22 protein-coding genes and 2 tRNA genes are annotated in these 20,185 nt (G+C 50.6%); 10 read left to right on the top strand and 14 right to left on the bottom strand.

Annotated elements, in window-relative coordinates:
- Positions 1 to 129: 129 nt before the first annotated feature.
- The 4 genes from ACNRUY_RS16490 to ACNRUY_RS16475 all read right to left on the bottom strand — a co-directional run bounded on the left by ACNRUY_RS16490 (position 130) and on the right by ACNRUY_RS16475 (position 2,777).
- Positions 130 to 402 (bottom strand): hypothetical protein, encoded by a 273-nt coding sequence (locus tag ACNRUY_RS16490; protein ID WP_488112744.1) that lies wholly within the window; start codon positions 400 to 402, stop codon positions 130 to 132.
- A 10-nt stretch (positions 403 to 412) separates the two neighbouring features.
- On the bottom strand, positions 413 to 1,561 hold the full coding sequence (locus ACNRUY_RS16485) for a Na/Pi symporter (protein ID WP_488112743.1): 1,149 nt from the start codon (positions 1,559 to 1,561) through the stop codon (positions 413 to 415).
- A 172-nt stretch (positions 1,562 to 1,733) separates the two neighbouring features.
- Positions 1,734 to 2,417: a class I SAM-dependent methyltransferase gene (locus ACNRUY_RS16480; protein ID WP_488112742.1), complete on the bottom strand. Its 684-nt coding sequence runs from the start codon at positions 2,415 to 2,417 to the stop codon at positions 1,734 to 1,736.
- 72 nt (positions 2,418 to 2,489) lie between these two features.
- Positions 2,490 to 2,777: an ArsR/SmtB family transcription factor gene (locus tag ACNRUY_RS16475; protein WP_488112741.1), complete on the bottom strand. Its 288-nt coding sequence runs from the start codon at positions 2,775 to 2,777 to the stop codon at positions 2,490 to 2,492.
- A gap of 154 nt (positions 2,778 to 2,931) precedes the next feature.
- On the opposite strand from ACNRUY_RS16475, the gene ACNRUY_RS16470 reads away from it, so the two are divergent.
- From ACNRUY_RS16470 to ACNRUY_RS16460, 3 genes are all read left to right on the top strand, one after another.
- Positions 2,932 to 3,825 (top strand): permease, encoded by an 894-nt coding sequence (locus ACNRUY_RS16470; protein WP_488112740.1) that lies wholly within the window; start codon positions 2,932 to 2,934, stop codon positions 3,823 to 3,825.
- Positions 3,826 to 4,465: 640 nt separating this feature from the next.
- Positions 4,466 to 4,819 carry a hypothetical protein gene (locus ACNRUY_RS16465; protein WP_488112739.1) on the top strand — a complete coding sequence of 118 codons (354 nt, stop codon included), beginning with the start codon at positions 4,466 to 4,468 and terminating at the stop codon, positions 4,817 to 4,819.
- Positions 4,749 to 5,249: a hypothetical protein gene (locus tag ACNRUY_RS16460; protein WP_488112738.1), complete on the top strand. Its 501-nt coding sequence runs from the start codon at positions 4,749 to 4,751 to the stop codon at positions 5,247 to 5,249. Before ACNRUY_RS16465 ends, ACNRUY_RS16460 begins: the two co-directional genes overlap by 71 nt.
- 100 nt (positions 5,250 to 5,349) lie before the next feature.
- On the opposite strand, the gene ACNRUY_RS16455 is transcribed toward ACNRUY_RS16460, so the two are convergent.
- The 7 genes from ACNRUY_RS16455 to ACNRUY_RS16425 all read right to left on the bottom strand — a co-directional run bounded on the left by ACNRUY_RS16455 (position 5,350) and on the right by ACNRUY_RS16425 (position 11,177).
- On the bottom strand, positions 5,350 to 5,805 hold the full coding sequence (locus tag ACNRUY_RS16455) for an NfeD family protein (protein WP_488112737.1): 456 nt from the start codon (positions 5,803 to 5,805) through the stop codon (positions 5,350 to 5,352).
- Positions 5,802 to 6,719: an SPFH domain-containing protein gene (locus tag ACNRUY_RS16450; RefSeq protein ID WP_488112736.1), complete on the bottom strand. Its 918-nt coding sequence runs from the start codon at positions 6,717 to 6,719 to the stop codon at positions 5,802 to 5,804. Before ACNRUY_RS16450 ends, ACNRUY_RS16455 begins: the two co-directional genes overlap by 4 nt.
- Before the next feature lie 120 nt (positions 6,720 to 6,839).
- Positions 6,840 to 9,005 carry a S9 family peptidase gene (locus ACNRUY_RS16445; RefSeq protein WP_488112735.1) on the bottom strand — a complete coding sequence of 722 codons (2,166 nt, stop codon included), beginning with the start codon at positions 9,003 to 9,005 and terminating at the stop codon, positions 6,840 to 6,842.
- Positions 9,006 to 9,142: 137 nt separating this feature from the next.
- Entirely contained in the window at positions 9,143 to 9,409 is a 267-nt protein-coding gene (gene tusB, locus ACNRUY_RS16440; RefSeq protein WP_488112734.1) for a sulfurtransferase complex subunit TusB, read from the bottom strand.
- On the bottom strand, positions 9,409 to 9,780 hold the full coding sequence (tusC, locus tag ACNRUY_RS16435; protein WP_488112733.1) for a sulfurtransferase complex subunit TusC: 372 nt from the start codon (positions 9,778 to 9,780) through the stop codon (positions 9,409 to 9,411). Before tusC ends, tusB begins: the two co-directional genes overlap by 1 nt.
- A 1-nt stretch (position 9,781) precedes the next feature.
- Positions 9,782 to 10,174, bottom strand: a complete 393-nt coding sequence (gene tusD, locus ACNRUY_RS16430; protein ID WP_488112732.1) for a sulfurtransferase complex subunit TusD — start codon at positions 10,172 to 10,174, stop codon at positions 9,782 to 9,784.
- A 334-nt stretch (positions 10,175 to 10,508) separates the two neighbouring features.
- Complete coding sequence (locus ACNRUY_RS16425; protein ID WP_488112731.1) at positions 10,509 to 11,177, bottom strand: Bax inhibitor-1/YccA family protein; 669 nt, start codon at positions 11,175 to 11,177, stop codon at positions 10,509 to 10,511.
- Positions 11,178 to 11,370: 193 nt separating this feature from the next.
- Here ACNRUY_RS16425 and ACNRUY_RS16420 point away from each other — a divergent pair.
- From ACNRUY_RS16420 to ACNRUY_RS16410, 3 genes are all read left to right on the top strand, one after another.
- A tRNA-Ser gene (locus ACNRUY_RS16420) sits at positions 11,371 to 11,461 on the top strand.
- Between the two features lie 46 nt (positions 11,462 to 11,507).
- Positions 11,508 to 11,598: transfer RNA gene (locus ACNRUY_RS16415), tRNA-Ser, on the top strand.
- 337 nt (positions 11,599 to 11,935) lie between these two features.
- Positions 11,936 to 12,607 (top strand): hypothetical protein, encoded by a 672-nt coding sequence (locus tag ACNRUY_RS16410; protein WP_488112730.1) that lies wholly within the window; start codon positions 11,936 to 11,938, stop codon positions 12,605 to 12,607.
- Between the two features lie 326 nt (positions 12,608 to 12,933).
- On the opposite strand, the gene ACNRUY_RS16405 is transcribed toward ACNRUY_RS16410, so the two are convergent.
- The gene (locus ACNRUY_RS16405; protein WP_488112729.1) at positions 12,934 to 13,314 is read right to left on the bottom strand and encodes a thiol-disulfide oxidoreductase DCC family protein; all 381 of its coding nucleotides are present in this window, start codon (positions 13,312 to 13,314) and stop codon (positions 12,934 to 12,936) included.
- Between the two features lie 163 nt (positions 13,315 to 13,477).
- On the opposite strand from ACNRUY_RS16405, the gene ACNRUY_RS16400 reads away from it, so the two are divergent.
- The 4 genes from ACNRUY_RS16400 to ACNRUY_RS16385 all read left to right on the top strand — a co-directional run bounded on the left by ACNRUY_RS16400 (position 13,478) and on the right by ACNRUY_RS16385 (position 15,960).
- Positions 13,478 to 13,885 (top strand): response regulator, encoded by a 408-nt coding sequence (locus ACNRUY_RS16400; RefSeq protein WP_488112728.1) that lies wholly within the window; start codon positions 13,478 to 13,480, stop codon positions 13,883 to 13,885.
- Positions 13,886 to 14,146: 261 nt separating this feature from the next.
- Positions 14,147 to 14,746 carry an HNH endonuclease gene (locus ACNRUY_RS16395; protein WP_488112727.1) on the top strand — a complete coding sequence of 200 codons (600 nt, stop codon included), beginning with the start codon at positions 14,147 to 14,149 and terminating at the stop codon, positions 14,744 to 14,746.
- 103 nt (positions 14,747 to 14,849) lie between these two features.
- Entirely contained in the window at positions 14,850 to 15,197 is a 348-nt protein-coding gene (locus tag ACNRUY_RS16390) for a TusE/DsrC/DsvC family sulfur relay protein (protein ID WP_488112726.1), read from the top strand.
- Between the two features lie 136 nt (positions 15,198 to 15,333).
- Entirely contained in the window at positions 15,334 to 15,960 is a 627-nt protein-coding gene (locus ACNRUY_RS16385) for a deoxynucleoside kinase (RefSeq protein ID WP_488112725.1), read from the top strand.
- A 39-nt stretch (positions 15,961 to 15,999) separates the two neighbouring features.
- On the opposite strand, the gene ACNRUY_RS16380 is transcribed toward ACNRUY_RS16385, so the two are convergent.
- A complete protein-coding gene (locus ACNRUY_RS16380; RefSeq protein WP_488112724.1) occupies positions 16,000 to 17,103 on the bottom strand; it encodes an enoyl-CoA hydratase/isomerase family protein in 1,104 nt (367 codons plus the stop codon).
- Between the two features lie 229 nt (positions 17,104 to 17,332).
- Positions 17,333 to 20,128, bottom strand: coding sequence for an insulinase family protein (locus tag ACNRUY_RS16375; RefSeq protein ID WP_488112723.1), 2,796 nt, complete (start codon positions 20,126 to 20,128; stop codon positions 17,333 to 17,335).
- Positions 20,129 to 20,185 lie beyond the last annotated feature (57 nt).

Genomic DNA, 20,185 nt, shown 5'->3' with positions numbered 1-20,185 from the left:
AAGAACGCCAATGGAAACTCTGATAGATGGCAAAGAGATCTGGAAGGAAAAATTTGTAGCCTGAATTTGACCTGACAGACACCCTCTGAAAAATCGGTGACTGTCAGATCAGGTCTGAACTACTACAGATTATTCTTTCCTTGAAGAACCTCCCACAGCGTTGATCAGACTACGGATTGAAGACTTGAAGTCTTCAATGGCTGTCGTTCCCAGCTTTCTCAGATCCGCCAGATGGGGCTCCGCCTTATCGAAGTACTCATCCAGATGATCCACCTCCTCATGCTGCATCTCCAGGCGCTCATCCTCCAGTTCCTGTTCAAGACGATGCAGGGTAGCCTTTGCTTCCTTGATCTGTGCTTTCAGCTCCTTACGATGAGCCTTGTATTCCTTGAGCGTGGTCATAACGATCTCCTCAGGCTGTGATTGCAATTAATATCCCGGGCAGGACGAAAAACACACCGATGACATAGACCAGAACCATCCACTTATTTCGACTGGCGACCTGGGCAAAACGTCGGGCTATTCGAGGGGGAATATTACGCAGAAAACGAATGCTGTAAATCAAAATCACCGCAGACACATTGAATAACAGGTGCACCAGGGCAATTTGCAGCGCAAAAAAGGCCATACTCCCCTGAACAGCCGTTGCCGCCAGCAAGGCGGTAATGGTCGTTCCAATGTTAGAGCCAAGAGTAAATGGATAAACCTCCTTAAGCTTGAAAATACCATTACCCGCCAAAGGTACGATCAGGCTGGTACAGGTGGATGAAGACTGTACTGCAATGGTCATCAACATCCCTGAGAATATACCCGTTATGGGTCCCTGTCCTACTGCCTTATGGAGAATTTGCTTGGCACGACCAACCATCAGGCTTTTCAGCAGTTTTCCCAGATAAATGATGGATAGAAAAATAAAGGCCAGTCCCGTGAGGGCCAGAAATACACCGGCCCATAGGTCAGGAAATGAACTGTAGATGCCCTTGAAGACATCCACGGCAGGAGCTGTGGCAGCCTTGACAAAATTCAGCCCCTTCAGACTGACGGTATCCCCTCCCACCAGCATATGGGCCAGGTAAGCAGACGTTTTTTGCAGATAGCCCGTCATTACCTCAAGAGGCAGAAAGATAATCACCGCCATGAGGTTGAAAAAATCATGGACAGTGGCGGCGGAGAATGCCCGGCGAAACTCTTTCTTCTTGCCAACGTGCCCCATGCTGACCAGGGTATTGGTCACAGTGGTACCGATATTGGCCCCCATAATCATGGGTATCGCCGTCTCAACCGGGAGACCTCCCGCCACCAACCCCACTATGACGGATGTGACGGTACTGGAAGATTGGACAACAGCGGTAGCCAGAGCCCCCGTCACCAACCCCATCACTGGATTGGTGGCAAAGGCAAACAGCTGGCGGGCTCCTTCCGCTCCACCGGATGCCCACTTGAAACCAGAACCAATCATTCCAACCGCCATCAGCAATAGATAAATCATGACTGCGACGGAAAGCCACTGAAGAGCCTGGCTTCTCGCGGGAGCTGGCGTGGCTGCATAACTGGGTTGCATCTGAATGTCCTGCAGGGAGTAAACAATAGGTATCAGGTATGAGATAGCCTGAAAAATAGGATGTTAAAACACAATAATAACCACCAGCCCCATCTCAGGCGCCCATGGTTTTCAGAAGGTGACAAGGATAAAGAAACCGGACCGGACTCTCAAGCAGAGCAAATAACAGAAATCACCCTGCGTAACAGGAAATCATACTGTGATTGGGCCTGCTACCCTGCCAGATTTTATCCACTCTGGAAAATTTAGCTTGAAGCGCCCAGTTCTCCATCATCGATAGGGTTTCAGGAAAGTCCTTGGTGCTCACATGCTCATATAGCAGAGGCATTTCTTCCTTATTCAGAGACGTCCATTCCTCCACAACGCAGGGAATGTAGGCTTCCAGAAATTGCTGCCTGGACTGTCCACTGGAACGGAAAATATCATAAATAATCAGCCTTCCACCCGCTGCCAGACAATTGCGGGCAAGAACGAAAAACATCTGTTTTTCTTCAGCGGATAAGTGGTGCAGGGAAAATCCGATCAGAATCACGTCATAGCGATCTGGGCTTTGCTTCAGATACTCCAGCAAGTCCATCCCATAAAACGCGCAGGAAGCACCATGCTCCTGCAGACGCACCCGGGCACAATCAAGGGCACTGGGTGCTACATCCACCCCCACATACCGGACTTCTGAAAAACGAGCCGATAAGCGATGAAAGACCTCCGCATCTCCACACCCCAGATCAAGAAGATCCTGGCAGTTTTTACCGGCAGAAAGCTCAGTTTCCAATACGGCAGCGATCTGAGTATGTTCCAGGTAATCATTATCAATGATCTTCCTGTAGATACTCCACTGCTGAAAGATCTCGTCCACACCTGCTCCCGCTGAATAACATCAAAGCACTCAGCATAGCGCAAACCCTGAACAACGATGACCGCAGGCTTTTTATTCCCGCATACAGCACTCTTCTTTCAGGAACTCAATCACTTTGTCCAGCTGACCGTATTGGGGCAGACAGAAAAGGGTCCGGCCTTCTCTGTGCTGACGGACCAGCCCCACCTTCACCAATGCAGAGAGATGGTGAGAGAGCGTGGAACCAGGCACACTTAGCTCCTCCTGCAAACGACCCACCGCCAGTCCATCATGACCCGCCTTCACCAGATGTTTGAAAATCGCCAGCCGGGTTGGGTGTCCCAACTCTTTTAATATTCCGGCACTGGTCTCAAGGTCCATAGCACCTCCTTAAAAAACCGCTCTGTGAGCCGCACAGTCTACTCAAAAGCACAGATTATTTCGATATTTTTAGAAATATATTGACAGGGATACGCCAACATCTTAATTTCCGCATTTCCAGAATTATAGTTTTTATTAATGAGGAACTCATCCCATGCTCCAACATACCCTCCAAATGTTCTTATTCCTGACTGTGGAGCTCACAGCACTTTTTCTGGCCATCAGCTATCTGGTAGGCATTGTGCAGACTTACATTCCACCGGAGAAAATCCAGGGGATTCTCAGCTCAAGAAATGGTAAGGGGTATATCCTGTCAGCGTTACTGGGCTCCATTACCCCATTCTGTTCCTGCTCAACCATCCCCTTTCTGAAAGGGCTCCTCAGAGCCAGAGCGGGGTTTGGGCCAATGATGGTATTTCTATTTGCCAGCCCTCTTCTGAATCCCATCATTATTGGCCTGTTTGCAGTCACCTTCGGGCTTAAAGTCACCTTTTTCTATTTTGGAATGGCCATGGGTGTCTCTGTGCTGGCAGGCTTTCTTCTGGAAAAAGCCGGGTTCGAGCAACACATTAAACCAGAGGCCTGGCACACACCCGGGAACAAGTGCGGTTCAGGCTGCTCCTCCAGTAAAAAAACCACCAATAAATGGGTAAAAGTCGCTCAAAATACCTGGTCAGACTTCAAAAAAGTCCTTCCCTACCTGATGGTGGGTATTCTCATTGGCTCGGTCATTTATGGCTTTATGCCCACAGACTTCATTGCCAGAATCGCCGGGGAAGATAACTTGCTGGCAATTCCTCTAGCAGCTGTTATTGGTATTCCCCTTTACATCAGGGCGGAAGCAGTAATCCCTCTGAGCTCTGCGCTGGTGGCAAAAGGGATGGGACTGGGGGCCGTTATGTCATTGATCATTGGGAGTGCAGGAGCCAGCCTCACGGAAGTGATACTGCTCAAATCCATTTTCAACAACAAACTTGTGGCGGCCTTTCTTACGGTGATTTTGACCATGGCGACTCTTTCGGGAGTTGTCTATACACTGCTGTTCTGACCCGCCATCACTGATCGCCCTTCCTTTGGTTCAGTTTTACAGAGTGAAGAACGTAATGGGGCCTGATAACCACAGCGTTTTCAGAGGCTATTCAGGCCTCTTGATGACATACAATAAGCTCAAACCCGAAATGATGGGAATAGACCATTGTCTTATTGGCTACGGTTGCAGTTGTATCGTAAAGTATCCCTCGCAAGCTATAAGAAACGGGCTAATGGATAGCCATTATAAAGCAGCTAGCCACAAAAGAATGACCGGATAAAGGAGTACGGTTATGGCAACAGGAGTACAGCAGCCAACAGCTTTCTCAGGCGGAACACCCGCCTGCTCATCGCTTCCTGAGAAAAGCCAGTCCCAGGCATGCCCTGCTTTTGGTCGTAGCGTTTTTCGCCGGAATCAGCCAGGGCGAATACCCGTCAGGAGGGGCTTTGCTGGAAAAACAAGGGCTCGCTTTCAGAAAACGTCACTTACGGAAAACAGCAAGCCCACCACAGTGGCCACTGCCAGACCTGTCATGAGGCTGAGCAGGGGAAAAATCAAATCTACTCCCATTAACGCCAACAGCTTTCGACGTCGCTTATCCTACAGCATCAAACGCATGAGAGGCTGGACTGGCTGCTACCGGGCATATCTGGACAAAATGCAAGCTAAAGAGCAGGCCCGGCTGGCTGATCGGATGAAGGTTGAATACAAAATGCCGGTCAACCTCCTCAACAAAATCATTCGTGGTACCACCAAGGATGAGTTCGACCGGATGGTTCAGTGGAGCACTATTGCAAAACAAGCTGCTCAGCCAGGAAAGCGCTGCACAATCATCCAGCCTTCTCCTAAAAGCGACCAGGCTACCGAGAGCCCCAAACGCAACCGGTTTATAAAGCCTAAAACGGTTAAAGCTGAGCAAGCCCTGGCGCAGAAAACTGGATATGACCAAGACCAAACGCAGCCAACCGGCGCTGGTGTTGAAAAGTTACACCCGCCTGAACGAAGACGGTGACAAGCTTGTGGAGCAGGCTACCATTGAACAGGCCAGAGACATGGTCAGTAAGGTCAGCGACCTGATATTTACTCTGGATAAGATTCACTTTCATCAGAAAATTAATGATCAGCTCGCAGAAAGAAGGTCGGTTAAATTGCAAGCGGCCAAGGCCTCTGGTGAGTCCCTGAAAACCCTGGAAAGAAGAAAGGCTGAACTTGACGCTGCCATAGCCGGATATACTGCCGAATTAAATGCTGTTTTTTTAGAAGCCTACAAGGTTCGTTCAAAAGAACTGATTGAGGTATCCGGACATGATCCAGTATTGAAAAAGGACTTAAACGAATATATAGCCTCAAGTGCCACAATGACAGAGTCCGACCGTAAGGATAAGCTCGACACCCTCAGGCAAAGAATGATAGAAAGTGACAAAGCAGCTGCCGCTGGATGAAGCGACTTCCCGGGCCAAGGGTAAAAGAGAACCGCTTGCATCAGCCCGCTAAGCAAAAGCTAAAGCAAACGGTTTTTTCCATAAAAGCCCCAGGTGCCCGTCAGGAAATTTCGGACACCTGCAGAATCATCCCCCGGCACCCGATCACCCGAATCCGGTTTCCTTCCTTGATCTCATGGTCTGTTTCCACTTTCCAGAAGGTATCCCCAATCAGCAATCGGGACTGACCACAGGGCAGCGATTGCTCCAGAACCTGAGTATGCCCGACCAGTTGTGAAGCCCGGTTGTTCAACTCCGGATAATCATTGCGGTTATTCACGCTTCGGAAAAGCTTCCAGTACGCCAGGGTAAATACCAGACTGCTCAAGCCAAAAAGAATCAACTGGGCAGGCCAGCCAGTGCCTGGAACAAGCCACAGGTACAATGAAACCAGGGCCGCCCCCAGAGCAGAGCCCAGAAGAAAACCGCCGGCTCCCAGCGCTTCAAGCCCAAGGAACAGAAAAACCAGAATCAGCCAGTGCCAGGGCTGCACATCCAGGAAAAAGTCCATATTCATCCTTTCCTGCTGGTCGCTTCTCCCACCAGCTCTTTAATTCCTGCCAGAGAACCAATCACATTACCGGCCTCCAATGGCATCATGATGACTTTATTATTGTCAGCAGAAGCCACTTCCTTCAATGCATCCACGTATTTTTGCGCCACAAAATAATTAATGGCCCTGGGATCACCCTCAGCAATGGCTTTAGAGACCGCATCGGTTGCCTTTGCTTCTGCCTCCGCCAGTCGCTCCCGTGCCTCCGCTTCACGTTTGGCGGCCTCCAGCTCGCCCTCTGCCTTGAGAATCTGAGCCTGCTTTTCACCTTCAGCCACTTTAATAGCCGCTTCCCGGGCACCTTCAGCTTCAAGAATCTGTGCCCGCTTTTCACGTTCCGCTTTCATCTGCCGGGCCATGGATTCCACCAGGTCAGCGGGTGGAGCAATATCCCGAAGCTCAATCCGGGTCACTTTCAGACCCCAGGGGTCCGTGGCCTCATCCACTTTGGTGAGCAGCTGGACGTTAATACGGTCCCGGTTGGACAGCATGTCATCCAGCTCCATGGAACCGAGCACCGCCCGGATATTGGTCATCACCAGATTTTTCATGGCTCGGTCAAGATCGTTCACTTCATAGGAAGCTTTCACCGCATCCTGAACCAGATAAAAACAAACCGCATCCGTGGTCACCTGGGCATTGTCCGAACTGATGACCTCCTGGGGTGGAATATCAAGAACCTGCTCCATCATATTGATTTTCTTACCCACTGAGTCAATAACCGGCACAATAACATGCAACCCCGGCGGCAGGGTCCGGGTGTATTTGCCAAACCGCTCAACGGTGTAGTTAAACCCCTGGGGCACCATTCGAACCCCTGTTGCAATGAGCACCGCTATCAGGGCGACAAAGACAATGGCGGTAATTTCCATCCCCATAAAAAGGCTCCTGTCTTCCAGTCCCAAAGGGAGAGGTGTTTAATTAAAATGAGTGTGCAGCATGCCTGAAAAGCACTGACGAGCCAAGCAAGACATAGCTGCTAAGTTCCATTCAGAACACTATTTCATACCAAAACATTTCAGAATAAAGGCATAATTAAATGCCTCTTCCTCAATCCATTCATACCGTTTGCTGGCACCGGCATGCCCAGCGTGCATGTTTATATTCAACAGCAACAGGTTATGATCGGTTTTCAGCGCCCGCAACCTGGCGACCATTTTGGCAGGCTCCCAGTAAGTGACCTGCTCATCAGAAATACCCGAGTTAAACAGCATCGGAGGATAGGCCTTAGCCTGAATATTATCGTAGGGCGAGTACTTCAGAATGTACTCGTAGTCTTTTCTGCTTTTGACCGGGTTCCCCCACTCCTCCCACTCCGGCGGTGTTAATGGCAGGGATTCATCACTGATGGTATTGACTACATCCACAAAAGGCACATCCGCCACCACGCAGCCAAAGAGGTCAGGACGGAGGTTTGTCACCGCTCCCATTAACAGCCCTCCGGCACTGCCACCATTGATGGCAATGTTGCCCTTCCTAGTGTAACCCCGATTAACCAGGTGTTCCGTGGCATCAATAAAATCATAAAAGGTATTCATCTTATGGTGCATCTTGCCCTTCAGATACCACTCATACCCCTTATCATCCCCCCCACGAATATGGGCAATGGCGTATACAAAACCGCGGTTAACCAGGCTGAATCGCTTGGATGAAAAGCCCGCTGTCATCCCGTAACCATAGGAACCATAGCCATAAACCAGTGCCTTATGGCCGCCGTCCAGCTTCAGGCCTTTCTGGTGAATAAGGGTGACGGGAATCTCCTCTCCATCCCGGGCCAGGGCATATTCTCTTTTGACAATATACTTCTCCGGGTCAAAATTCGGTGTTTCACGGGTATACACCGCTTTGACCTGCCCGGAAATCAGGTTCAGCTCCATTACCGTACTGGGGCGTATGGGTGAGGAGTAATTCAGGCGGACGGTGGTGGCGTTATGATCCCAGTCACCGAAAAAGTCCAACTCATAGGCTTCATCGGGCATGGCAATATTACGACGACTGCCAGAACTCATATCCTGGATAACCAGCTCGTCCAGAGCTCTGGGATTGTTCTTCTGCTCCAGCACCAGATAACTGTTATAAAAACTCAGTCCGTTCAGGCTGATCTCTTTCTGTTCAGGAATAAATTCAACCCAGGACTTATGACCCCAGGCCTCTGTAGCCACCCTGGTTTTCATGATTTTGAAGTTATTGGCGCCCCCCAGGTTGGTCAGAATGTAAAAATGGCCCTGGTAGTGATCAAGATCAAATGTGACATCATCTCTGCCATGGGCAAACAGCTTGAACACTCCCGCCTTACCGTCAGTCATCCTGTCCGCCACATACAGAACCTGACTGGAGCCGCTCTTGAGAGTCAGCATCACATACTTCCGATCCGTAGTCTCGGATAGCCACATGAACATACTGTTGAATTCATCCGGCTTGGTGAAAATCAGTTCCTTTTTGGCCGGCCCCTGGTGGATGTTAATCCGATAGACGTTTTTCCCCCGGGAAAACTCATCTCTCTCAATCACGTACAGGTTGTCATCATCGGCCCAGAGAAAAGATCCATTGCTGTTGGGAAAAGCCCATTCCAGGTCTTTTCCGGTGTCCAGGTTCCTTACCTTGAATGTTCTTTCCATGGAACCGGTCAGGTTATAACCATAGGCCAGCCAGGTGTTGGCCCGGTTTGCAGCAGAAGGGCCGAACATATACAGCTCTTTGCCCTCGGCCTCTTTGTTAATGTCCATATAGACCTGCTCAGGAGCCTTCATACTGCCTTTTCTGCGACAGAGAATCGGGTAATTTTTGCCCTTTTCTTCCCTGGAATAATAAAAGAACTCCCCTTCCCTGACGGGCCAGGACTGATGATCCTCCTTGATACGGGAAAGGATATCGTTATACAGACCTTTCTCCACCCCTTTGTAGTCCGCCATCTGCTGGTCTTTATAGGCACTTTCGGCGGTTAAATAGCTGAGCACCTCCGGGTTACTGAAATCCAGGTCCCCTTCAATGATCTTCTGCCAGTTCTGATCCCTGAGCCAGTGATAATCGTCCACCCGGGTGTGAGAATGCTGGACAATGGTATGAGGTATTTTCTGGGCAACCGGTGCTTTCAAGTGAACTCCTTCTGATGCCATAAGAACGATGGGTAGGCACAATAATACAAACAAGGCCTGATAACGCATGGGGTAAGAACTCCTGATGCAAAGAGGTTGTCTGAACAGCCATCTTTTTCATTGTTTCAAAGAATGGTTGCACTGATCCACAAAAGCAAAAGGAGTTGTCGATTAAGTCAATCTCTTATATATGATTGGATAATATATCAAAACCATGAAACCACTTTTTCATGCTGTGCGGTCAGCTCCACAAACACCTCATAGGTGACCGCTTTCGCCAGCGTTTGTTTCACTCCCCTTGCCCTCAGATCACTTTCAATGGCATACACTGAACAGTCCGCGGGGAAATCCAACTCACACAACAGGGCATAAACTCCATCTTCAATAAAAAGGATCCCGTCCCCGGCAGTCACAGAACGCTTGCAAAGCGCTAACGGCTGGCCGACTTTATTCACGCAATGAAGTGTACTCATCAGAAATTCAATACCCTGGAATGTTTCTGGATAAAGGCAGGAACCTCATTCGTCGCCAAAACGGTAGCAATACCATGCAGCGAAGCTTCACTCACGCCCCTCTCATCAAGAGACTCATGGTCCACATAAACCGTCTCTACGCCATACATGGGCAAGGCACTGAGCATGGCCAACAGGCTCTTACGGGGCAGGTCTACCGGATCCTGCTCATTCAGAACTTGATAGACCCCATCCCCCATCAGCAGAAGACTGGTTTCTATCTCATAGGAAGCTGAAACCAGTGCCGCATCCAGGGCTTCCCTGGCCATTTGTCCGGCATAGGGCGCCCGGTTAGAAAGGATGCAAAGGCTTTCTTTCATGTCAGCGTTCATATCAGGCTCCAAAAGTAATCAGTCGGTCAGCCTTTAGCGCCCCATCCACCAGCTGGCCTAAACCTGACAGTTCATAACCTTCCCTGAGATTACAGGCAGGCAAACCGTATCGAGAGGCTTCGCCCTCATCAACCACTCCCCGACGAAGCGCTGCAGCAATACAGACCACTGCATCCAGCTGATTTAATTGAATAAAACGCTGCCACTGCTCAGGCAGGTTCACTTCATCCTGGGGAGGTTGGGCCAGCGCTGTGGCGGTATTAACCCCATCCTGGTAGAAAAACAGCCGGACAATCTCATGCCCCTGGGACAACAGCGCCTTGGCAAACTTCAGTGCCGTCTGTGGCGCCTGGCTATTGCCCGGTGCACCATAAACAGCAAGAGCGTATTTCATTCTGGTGATCCTTGATGACAGAAAAGGGATCCGGTGATAGCCGGGCCCATTTTTAAAGACGTAAAGATAGTATCAGAAAGTAATCGGAAGCGTTGATTCTGGCGTTGGCACTGAGCATCCAAAACAAGCCATACACTGGCAATTGCTCCAGGCATTGCCAGCATACAGGCCGTACTTGCCATACCCTGAAAATTGCTCCCCGGCTTTGGCATCCTGCGTCGCTCTAACTCCCACATCCGTGTGCTCCTGCATTTTCAGGATCCAGGCCATCCATGGCCATAAAAAACCCCGCGGTGGCGGGGTTAGAAGGATTGAGAACGAATGGACGGGATAATCAGTCGTCGCTGGCACCCAGAAGATGGAGCAGCGCGGTGAACAGGTTGTAGATATCCAAGTACAGCGACACTGTTGCCCGGATGTAGTTGGTTTCACCGCCATGGATGATACGGCTGGTATCGAAAAGAATGAAGCCGGACATCAGCAGGACAATCATGGCAGACAGGGCCAGGTTGGCCATGGGGGCATTAAAGAAGATCAGGGCAATACTGGCGATCAGAGCCACAATCAAGCCCACCATCAGGAAGCCTCCCATAAAGGAGAAATCCTTGCGGGTCGTCAGCACATAGCCGGAAAGTGCGAAAAACACCACCGCAGTGCCTCCCAGCGCCTGCATAATCAGCGACGGGCCATTGGCCAGGCCGATGTAATAATTCAGCATCGGCCCCAGAGCAGCCCCAAGCACACCTGTGAACGCGAATACAGCAATAATGCCTTTACCGGAGTCAGCGGTCTTATTCACCACAAACAACAGACCAAAGCCTACCAGAGAGAGCACCAGGGCCGTCATCTGGCTGATTTGCAGTGCCATGGCAGCACCCGCGGTCATGGCACTGAACAGCAATGTCATGCCCAGCAGCATATAGGTATTGCGCAGGACCTTGTTCATCTCAATACCAGCGCCAATGCTGGTAGAGGTAGCAGTCATAACCGGTTTGCGATCCATCTCGTCGTTCCTCTGTATAAATGTAATATGTGGAGTATATCAGACCGTTTTACTGGGGCTATAGTTTTAACATTTGTTGACAGTTTGTCCCAGCCTGGTGATCTGGCTATGGATGATGTCCCCCCCTCCAAAATACGCCCGTCCATCAGGGCGTTGACAGAATCCTGATTTCAGGTACTATTTGCAGCGTCGCGGAGGGATGGCAGAGCGGTTGAATGCACCGGTCTTGAAAACCGGCATGGGTTAATAGCCCATCCAGGGTTCGAATCCCTGTCCCTCCGCCATATCAGCATCATCGCACCGTTCTACTTTGGTCGAAGATTTTCCTGTGGAGGGATGGCTGAGCGGTTGAAAGCACTGGTCTTGAAAACCAGCGTAGGTTAATAGCCTACCCAGGGTTCGAATCCCTGTCCCTCCGCCACTTATTCTCCCATTTTCATCTGAACCAAAACCTTCAACCCGCAAGACACCCACCCCCATTCAGCTACTTGTATGCATCGTCACACTAATGACGAGAAAGAGAGCCCATACCAGTTTGTAGCTTCCCCCCTCAAAAAACATACAGCTCCTGATCACTTTATACCTGCTCACCGAAGATCGAAATAAACCGCTATAAAATAAGATACTTTCAATCGGACACAACCCTGCCCAGCATCCCAAAAAACTCAACTACAATGATTGGCGCAACCAGCATTAAATTTAACGACCAGAGTACGACCTATCGGAAATTGTAAAGAACACTACACGGCCAACACCTTATGAAAAAAAGTTTTTTCCCAACAATGATGTTAGTCAGTGCATTTAACTGCAGTTTCTCTCAGGCAAATTCATTCGTGCAGTGCGCGCTTCAGCTTGGCGAAAACCATGCGGCCCTGCTGCAGTCTTCACACCCCATACCGAAAGAGCTGGTAAACCTTGTTACATTTGAAAACCAGAAACTGGAAGTACACGCGTCGAATGACGACTGGGTTATTTCAGACTGGAATAATCCAGACAGCCAAACAAAGCCAACTCTATTGAAAAGCAAGGACTATGATGACTCGAAAATCTTAAGCTCATTATCTGGCGTAGATCTTCTTTGTATAGAACTCGATGACTACGAACTCTGCTGTGCTTATGAACACGAAAATGAAGATTCAGAACAGCCCGAAGCACACCCTACCGCAGGAAAAACAACAACGACCATCGAACACATTCATGAAATCATCAGCTATCAGCAAACTCTGCAACACATACAACACCTTGACAGGCAGCAACAGCAAGTAGAAGCGCAGCAGGAACAAGTTGAAACCAACATTCAACACTACAGCACTCTACTTCAGATACACCAACAAAACAGAGAAAGAGAGAACGAACAAACACGCTTGCGGCAAGAAGAGTTTAGCCAGAATCACCAGATCCCCTCCAACTTTAACTTTGGGTCCTGGTAACACCGCCGCTTTTGCATAAACAAAAAGCCCCAAAAACAGAATGGGGCTATTTCACTGAAAGGTATGAAGCTTTCCAAGCTAAGGGATCACTCTGCTGCGCTCCCGCAACTTATGAGCATTGTCACTGCCTGCTGACGCGATTGGATCGTAGGAACGTTGCACTTGTTGTGCCTGGTAGCGTCCGACCTCGTGACAGTTAACAATATACTGATTTCCCCCATCCAAATCTTTGATACTGCTCAAAAAACAATCTCTCAAAACTATGGCATCATGGTTGTTTTTCATCGATATACACTCACCCCTCTCCCCCGCTGACCGACCTGTTTTCAGCGGTCACACCTGTTGTGATTACAGCCGGGCAACCGACCTTCACGAGCCAGCCGTTTACGGGTCAGAGCATCATAAATAAACGTCAGAAACTGCTTGATTCCCGGCAGACAGATCAGCCACCCCAGCCAGCGCCACCCTTCCAAATGCCTTAATAACAGACCGTAGCTGCCCATACTTCGGGTAATCCGGCCATCTTCCGTTTGAATATGTAACCTTAGCAGGGCGTCAACGGGGTCAATGCCTCGACGTATCAATTCACTTTCCTGACCCGTGATATCAAACCACTCTACTTCACAGGAGTACGATTTACCCCGCCACCTTTTAAGGGTTCGTACACAGAGAGGGCAGGCGCCATCATAAAACACGGTCATTTTCATCTCTCCTCCTGCAACACGTTCAAGCCCCCTCTTATGGAAGCATCGGAACTTTCGCCGATACAGAGGTTCATAATGAAGTAAAAATGATCGTCATTCACCCAATCCACAGAAGCAAGCTGTTTCACAATGAGAACAACAGGCTTCCTTTCATTGAGGGCTACCAGTGACAACACAGATACTTCAACGTATTTTACTAATCGAAAGAACATCCGGGAGCGATACCTCCCTGCAACAGACGTTAACCCTTCTTGGGCAATATCAGCTGGAAATCCATGACGAGGGGTATATAGCCAACGAATACCAGTCAAACCCACAACCGCAACTGGTCATTCCGGATACAGAAGATACCCTCGCAGATAACGCTCATATTAACAGCCTCCGGGCTCAGCACCCTCAATACCAGGCAATCCCCTTTATTGTCATGACCACGGAAGCAGTGCCAGGAGGTTATGCTGTAAAAAACCAGCAGTGCAAAGCTGCCATCATCCAGAAGCCTTTTGACCCGTCCCGCATGGCTGAAATGATTGAGGCGATCTGGTCTGACTTCCATATAAACAACCATGGATCATAATCCTTCCGCTACCCTGGCAGCCTGTCGGGCTTATGCTTTCGAGCATAAAATTCAGTAGAACGAGTCAAATCTTTTGATGGATTCGTGCGATTAGCGGGCCTATTTAATCGAATTCATCAAAAGATTAGGCCGTTCTTTCTGGATTTTAGGCCGAAATTGTCGTAAGTCCGACAGGCTGCCAACAGCCTCTTACACCCCGGAATAGTTCATGTTAACCTGAAACAAACCCATATCACGGACTGATAAACGGGAGCCTGCGTTGTGTATATTTTGCGGTTGAATGCTGCTGGCCAGCCGGTGGAATGGCTAACCTGGCAACAAACAGTCTGCCTCTACTCCAGAGAGCTGGTTCGCTGGAGCCTGGGCGACATCATTTACCGGATCCATGGCGGCTATAATCGATGGCTGGACGGCCATCAAACCATTATTGAGCTGCCCAGCATTGTCGCCTGTGGTGGCAAGCGACTTTTTCCCTCTCGAAACAACCCCGCCCTGACCAACAACTCTCTGTTTGAAAGGGACAACCTCCAGTGCCTTTACTGCGGCAACTATTTCAGTAAAAAGCTGTTAACCCGTGACCATATTATTCCAAAATCCAGGGGAGGCCGGGACGACTGGATGAATGTGGTGGCAGCCTGCAAGCGCTGCAACCAGTACAAAGGGGACTATCTGCTGGAAGAGATCGGCCTCTCATTGATCGCCCTGCCCTATCGCCCCAATGCGGCGGAGTACCTTGCTCTGGTCAATAGCCAGAGAATTCTCCCGGAACAGGCCGACTATCTGAGCAGCCAGTTCTCCAAAAACTGCCGCTGGACCATCAGAAAAAAAAACCAGGGTGGGAAAATCCTGGTTCCCCATTAATGGGTTTATAAAGGATCTGGTTCACCTACCTGGCTTGCATTTCTGTTTATTAAAAAAGATCTGCTATAAAATAGCGGTTTTGTAAGTCAGACTGAGCGTTAAAGTGGAATCAGAGAACAATCCAACGGGCCAGGATGCCCCCACCCTTGAGCTGGACAAGGATGGCTACCTGGTCAACCTGGATCAATGGAGTCGAGAAGCCGCCGAAATACTGGCAGCCGATGAAGGCGTCACACTGACGCAAGCACACTGGGAAGTCATTGAAGCCTTGAGAGGCTTTTACCAGGAATATCAGCTATCGCCCAGCCAGAGACCCTTTGTGAAACACATCGCCAACACCCTGGGCAAGGAGAAAGGTAACAGTCTCTATCTGATGAAGCTGTTTCCGGAAAGCCCGGCAAAAGTGGCGGCCCGTATCGCTGGCCTGCCCCGCCCCACCAACTGCTTTTGAACACATTCTATAACGGACTGCTGAAGCGAGCCCCGCCTATTACTTATTGATACCAGCGCTCCAAACCCATAAAGTTCGCGCCTGTTTCATAAGACTCTCGTCTTATGAACACCGACAGGATTCACCGGGGTTATGAATGAAGCAGTCCAACCATTTTGTTGCCATTGAAGCCAATATTGCCGCAGGAAAATCCACCCTCCTGCCCAAACTGGCCGCTGAACTGGGGTGGGATGCCATCCAGGAACCGGTGCACGACCCGGAATTTACCCGACTGCTGAAAGATTTTACCGATCACCCCCACGATGCCGGTAAGCGCATTCTTTTCCAGGAATACATTACCAACCGCAGGGCCAGCATTGTTGCCGAGCTGCCAACCGATCGCAACTACCTGATCGAACGCTCTCTCTACTCTGACCTGATTTTCACCCAGGCCAATTTTCTTTCCATGGAAACCCCCGATGAGCGGTACATGCTCCATTACTGCGAAATCCAGCGTCGGCTCAGGGACTATCCGGTCATCAGCGCTGTTGTGTATCTGAAGACCGAGCCCGAGGTGGCCCACAGCCGTCTGGTTCAGAGAGCGAGGTCAGCAGAAGATGGCACACCCATCAGTTATCTGCGGGATCTGCACAATTATCATGAAGCCATTTTGCCCCAGGTGTGCCGTTCATTGGACACACCGCTGATCACCGTGGGATGGGATGATTTTGGCTGTGAAAAAGCGGTCGCTGCCTCTATTCTGGAAACCATCAGCCGCCAGTGACGGGCGGCCGCTGGCGGCTTTTTATTCCCCAGGGGGATCTTAAAGATCTTTCAAAGGATGGGCATTCTCAGGCCAGGGAGAACGGAACAAACGCTCCAGCAGTCCGACATCCACATCGGCAACCGATGAGTAGCGCCACTGAGGGTTCCTGTCCTTATCCACCAGCAGAGATCGAACCCCCTCACAGAAATCTCCGTGATGAACCGCATTCACGGACAGATCCAGCTCGCTCTGAAACGCTTCCTTTAAGGACATATGCCTGGCTGCACGCAATTGGCGATAACCGATGGCAGCGGAAGTTGGCGATCCTTTCAGTGCCGTCTTGCAAGACGACTGTAACCATTCGTCCTCTGTCTCAAGCTCTGACAGGGCGGCCATAACGGCCTCCAGAGAGGGCTGATCCATCAATCGGGCAATAAGATCACGATGTTCCCGTATCTTCGAGTAGGGCAGCCAGCCTTCACTGCGCTCACAATAGCTCTGCAGCACCTCATACACCACCGCCTCACAAGACTTGCTGCTCCAGTCGGCCTGCTGCAGTGATTCGAGTACATTGTCGCGGAAAGCATGGTCAATAAACCGATTTGCCAGGCCAAGGTAAATGGCATCCGCCGCATTCAGCCGACAGCCCGTTAAAGCCATAAACAGCCCGATCCCCGCCGGCAAATGCCCCAGCACCCAACTCCCGGCAACATCCGGATAAAGGCCAATACTGATTTCCGGCATGGCCAGCATGGAGGTGTCCGTCACCACCCTGAACCCGGCTCCCGCCATCAGACCGATACCTCCCCCCATAACAATCCCGTTGCCCCAGCAGATCACCGGTTTCGGATAGGTATGGATCATATAGTCCAGGCGGTACTCTTTCTCAAAAAACTGCCTGGGAACATCCAGGTCCCCATCCACCACTGCCTGCCTCAGGGAGCGAACATCCCCTCCAGCACAGAAGGCTTTCTCGCCACCGCCCTCCATAAACAGCGCCACAATATCCCCATCGTCCCGCCAGCGGTTCAGCTGGTCATAAAGCAGGTCAATCATGGTCTGATTCAAGGCATTCAGTGATTTTTCAGCATTCAGAGTAATGACGCCGATTTTCTGGTTGCCATCGGTCTCCAGCTCAGAAAAAAGCACACCATCGGTCATATAGCACCCCTCCATTGGTTTGCCAGCGGGTTGCTGACATAAGATGCTGCCTGCTTTTGACAGGCATTTTTTTAAAAAAGAATATTGAACTGACTGAAGTTTATCAATGAAAAAACCGGTATAAACCCTCTAAATGGGGGTGTTTTGCCGGTAAGAAATCGACGAATAAAAAGAGGAGAAACGGAGAAAAGCACTGGCCGGAGCAATCTCCAGCCAGCAGAAAAACAGCCTATTGGCTTAATGGCAGGTCACTGAAACACGCCAGGTTATTGCATTGCTTGCGGGAGTTATCCTGATAACTTCCCAGTTTATGAGACTCCCCTACGGAACGAATCACCAGCTTACCCCGGTTTTTCATCAGGTTTGCCAGCGCCTGCTGCATATCCACGGCCTTCAGCTTACGAAGCTCATCGGCAATCCGGTAGCGGTTGTCAAAATCCGTTTCTCCACTGGCAATGCCCTGCCAGAAGCGTGCATTGCGCTCATCCAGGTTATCGTCCTTTTTCAGCAGGTCGCCAATCAGCCCCTGGCGGTATTGCTCCAGTTCTTCCTCAGTGAGGGCTGCCATCCTTTTCACCTGCTTTTGCAGAAACTCGTCCACCCGCTGCTCTATGCCAGCCGGATCCATTACCGGTGACTGCACCACAAAAATCACCCCCGGATGCTTTTCAAAGGGACGGGGACCGGCAAACACCACATAACCCAACTGCTGCTCCGTACGAAGACTGTTGTAGAAAGGATTGGCCAGCAGTCGTCCCAGCAGTGCATACCGGGCACGCTCCCTGTTATCGGTTTCCGGGCGCTGATAATAGCTGATAAAAGCGGAATCACCGTGCTTGATATCCAGGTTCAGCACACGATTCTGGTCACCCAGCAAGTGGAAAGGCACATCAAAACGTTCAGCCCGGTTTTTGTCATTCAACAGCGCTTTCTCCACCAGGGAAGAAAGTGACCGGGCCTCTTTCAGACTGTGATTACCAAACACCAGCATCTCCACATGGGTACGCTGCCAGAAACGCTGGCTGTACTGCATCAGGTCCTCAAAAGTCACCTTCTCAGCAGCCTTCAGCATCACCTTGTCTTCCGGATAGGAGGGATAGGTCACCTGACCCAGAGCGTCCATGGCAAGCCGATAGGGAACATGGAACTGCTTGTTCTTCAGACCCCGGACCAGCAGCGCCTTTTCCTGCTCAAATGCTTCAGGTTCCGGTTTGAATTGATTGATTTCCTTAAGGATATCTTCAAGCAGAATCGACTGTTTATCCTGATAGCCAGACAGGCTGATCATCAATCCCCGGCGGCCGGCGGACAGGCTGTAATTCAGCCCTGTCTCGCGGGCGGGATAGCCATACTCATTGAGGCTCCGGGACAAAAGGGCACGATACAGCTGAATCAGAACATTGTCGTCTGGCGTTGCGGAAGCCTTGGAAGTGGATACCATCACCCGCACGTTGCCCCGGGGCATCTCAAAACTGGTATCGGTCATACTCCAGACACGGAGCCCCTTTTCATCAACAATCACTTCCGGCTCTTTCGCTACACCGGCCTCCCGGAGCTGAAGGTCACTGGCGATAAACGGATTAGGCGCCGGGATCGTCAGGGCTTTATGGGCCACAGGGCGATTCAGCCGCTTAATCAGATTTCCAGGCAGTTTATGAATACTGTAATGCGTCTCAAAATAGGGTTCCACCTGGTCTGCAGGCAGACCCTGGGCAATCACCACCTGGCGCAGATTGGCCGGCGTCATCTGGCTCAGGAAGCCCCCAATCAGCCTGGCATCAAAGGACTCATAAAGGTAATTGGCATCCAGAATGTGTTCTGCCGGGAGGTAATGCATCCTCGCCGCCAGGGCGGATACGGTCTGCTGTGGGTTACGGTCCTCCTGGTAACGGAAGCCAAGCTCGGCAATCTGCTTGCTCTCATCAAAGAGGCGTTGCTGCAGCCCTTCCCTTCGAATCAGGTCCAGATAATCAAACACCATTGCGGTGATTTCATCCACCTGATCAAGCCCTTTACGGGTCAGCTCCATACGCACCGTAAATTCGCTGAACTCATTGGGCAGGTCACTGCTGTAGGCCGCCAGCGAATCAATCAGGCCTTTCTCTTTAAGAAGGCTGTGCAGGCTGCCCTTCCCTTCGTAACCCACAATTCTGGCCAGATACCCCAGAGGCTTTTTCTGGTAATAGGGCTGGGTACTGGGCAGGGGAAAATTCAGGGACAGTACCCGGGTATCCTTCAGGGGTACCACATTAATACGAACACCGAGTCCTTCCCCGGTGTACGGCTTTTTACCAATGGTCAGGTCAGGCTTTGGCCCTGCAGGAACCGCAGAAAAAGACGCTCGAGCCCACTGTTCCAGAGTATCCAGGGGCTCACCACCATACACCACAACCCCCATATTGGAGGCTACATAGTAGCGGTCATAGAACTTTCTCAGGGAAGACCACAGCTGGCCATCATTGTCATGGAGGGTATCCAGGCTGCCAATGGTAAACCGGCTTTTCGGGTGCCCCGGGTTAGCCGTGGCATTCAAAGCGGTAAACAAACGCCATCCATCTTCCCGGGCGTGAAGCCGGTATTCAGAATCCACGGCATTTTTTTCACGCTCAACGTAGTTGGGATCAAGTTTGGGCGCGATAAAGAACTGTGCCAGCCGATCCATTGCGGGCTGTAACTGGGCACTGTTGATATCAAAGTAATAGTTGGTGCGTACATCCGTGGTATAGGCGTTGCTGCTGCCCCCATTGGCACGGATAAACCGGGAGTAACTGTCCACATCCGGGTATTTTTCCGTCCCCATAAACAGCATATGTTCCAGGAAATGTGCCAGACCGAGCCGGTCATCCGGGTCCTGATAGCTGCCCACATTAACATCCACCGCCACGGCCGCCTTATCCGTATCGGAGTCGGAAATCAGCAGCAGCTGAAGACCATTATCCAGGCGCAGGTAGCGGTAGTCACGATCATCAGCAGGACTCTTGATCACATTGGCCGGGGCCACCCTGGCTTCCCTCCCTGTCGTCATAGAACAACCTGTTATTGACACCATGGTCAGAACTCCAGCCACCATTAACATCAGTTT

This window comes from Endozoicomonas sp. Z74, assembly GCF_057680865.1.
This window is presented reverse-complemented; position numbering and strand designations above follow the sequence as displayed.

Excerpts from the sequence above, each read along its gene's own strand:
- ACNRUY_RS16450 (WP_488112736.1), bottom strand. The coding sequence starts at position 6,719 with ATGGGGATGGAAATTACCGCCATTGTCTTTGTCGCCCTGATAGCGGTG.
- ACNRUY_RS16380 (WP_488112724.1), bottom strand. The coding sequence starts at position 17,103 with ATGACCGATGGTGTGCTTTTTTCTGAGCTGGAGACCGATGGCAACCAG.
- ACNRUY_RS16385 (WP_488112725.1), top strand. The coding sequence starts at position 15,334 with ATGAAGCAGTCCAACCATTTTGTTGCCATTGAAGCCAATATTGCCGCA.
- ACNRUY_RS16460 (WP_488112738.1), top strand. The coding sequence starts at position 4,749 with ATGACCAAGACCAAACGCAGCCAACCGGCGCTGGTGTTGAAAAGTTAC.
- ACNRUY_RS16465 (WP_488112739.1), top strand. The coding sequence starts at position 4,466 with ATGCAAGCTAAAGAGCAGGCCCGGCTGGCTGATCGGATGAAGGTTGAA.
- ACNRUY_RS16445 (WP_488112735.1), bottom strand. The coding sequence starts at position 9,005 with ATGCGTTATCAGGCCTTGTTTGTATTATTGTGCCTACCCATCGTTCTT.
- ACNRUY_RS16470 (WP_488112740.1), top strand. The coding sequence starts at position 2,932 with ATGCTCCAACATACCCTCCAAATGTTCTTATTCCTGACTGTGGAGCTC.
- ACNRUY_RS16375 (WP_488112723.1), bottom strand. The coding sequence starts at position 20,128 with ATGACGACAGGGAGGGAAGCCAGGGTGGCCCCGGCCAATGTGATCAAG.
- ACNRUY_RS16475 (WP_488112741.1), bottom strand. The coding sequence starts at position 2,777 with ATGGACCTTGAGACCAGTGCCGGAATATTAAAAGAGTTGGGACACCCA.
- tusC (WP_488112733.1), bottom strand. The coding sequence starts at position 9,780 with ATGAACGCTGACATGAAAGAAAGCCTTTGCATCCTTTCTAACCGGGCG.
- ACNRUY_RS16485 (WP_488112743.1), bottom strand. The coding sequence starts at position 1,561 with ATGCAACCCAGTTATGCAGCCACGCCAGCTCCCGCGAGAAGCCAGGCT.
- tusB (WP_488112734.1), bottom strand. The coding sequence starts at position 9,409 with ATGAGTACACTTCATTGCGTGAATAAAGTCGGCCAGCCGTTAGCGCTT.
- ACNRUY_RS16405 (WP_488112729.1), bottom strand. The coding sequence starts at position 13,314 with ATGAAAATGACCGTGTTTTATGATGGCGCCTGCCCTCTCTGTGTACGA.
- ACNRUY_RS16490 (WP_488112744.1), bottom strand. The coding sequence starts at position 402 with ATGACCACGCTCAAGGAATACAAGGCTCATCGTAAGGAGCTGAAAGCA.
- tusD (WP_488112732.1), bottom strand. The coding sequence starts at position 10,174 with ATGAAATACGCTCTTGCTGTTTATGGTGCACCGGGCAATAGCCAGGCG.
- ACNRUY_RS16410 (WP_488112730.1), top strand. The coding sequence starts at position 11,936 with ATGAAAAAAAGTTTTTTCCCAACAATGATGTTAGTCAGTGCATTTAAC.
- ACNRUY_RS16455 (WP_488112737.1), bottom strand. The coding sequence starts at position 5,805 with ATGAATATGGACTTTTTCCTGGATGTGCAGCCCTGGCACTGGCTGATT.
- ACNRUY_RS16425 (WP_488112731.1), bottom strand. The coding sequence starts at position 11,177 with ATGGATCGCAAACCGGTTATGACTGCTACCTCTACCAGCATTGGCGCT.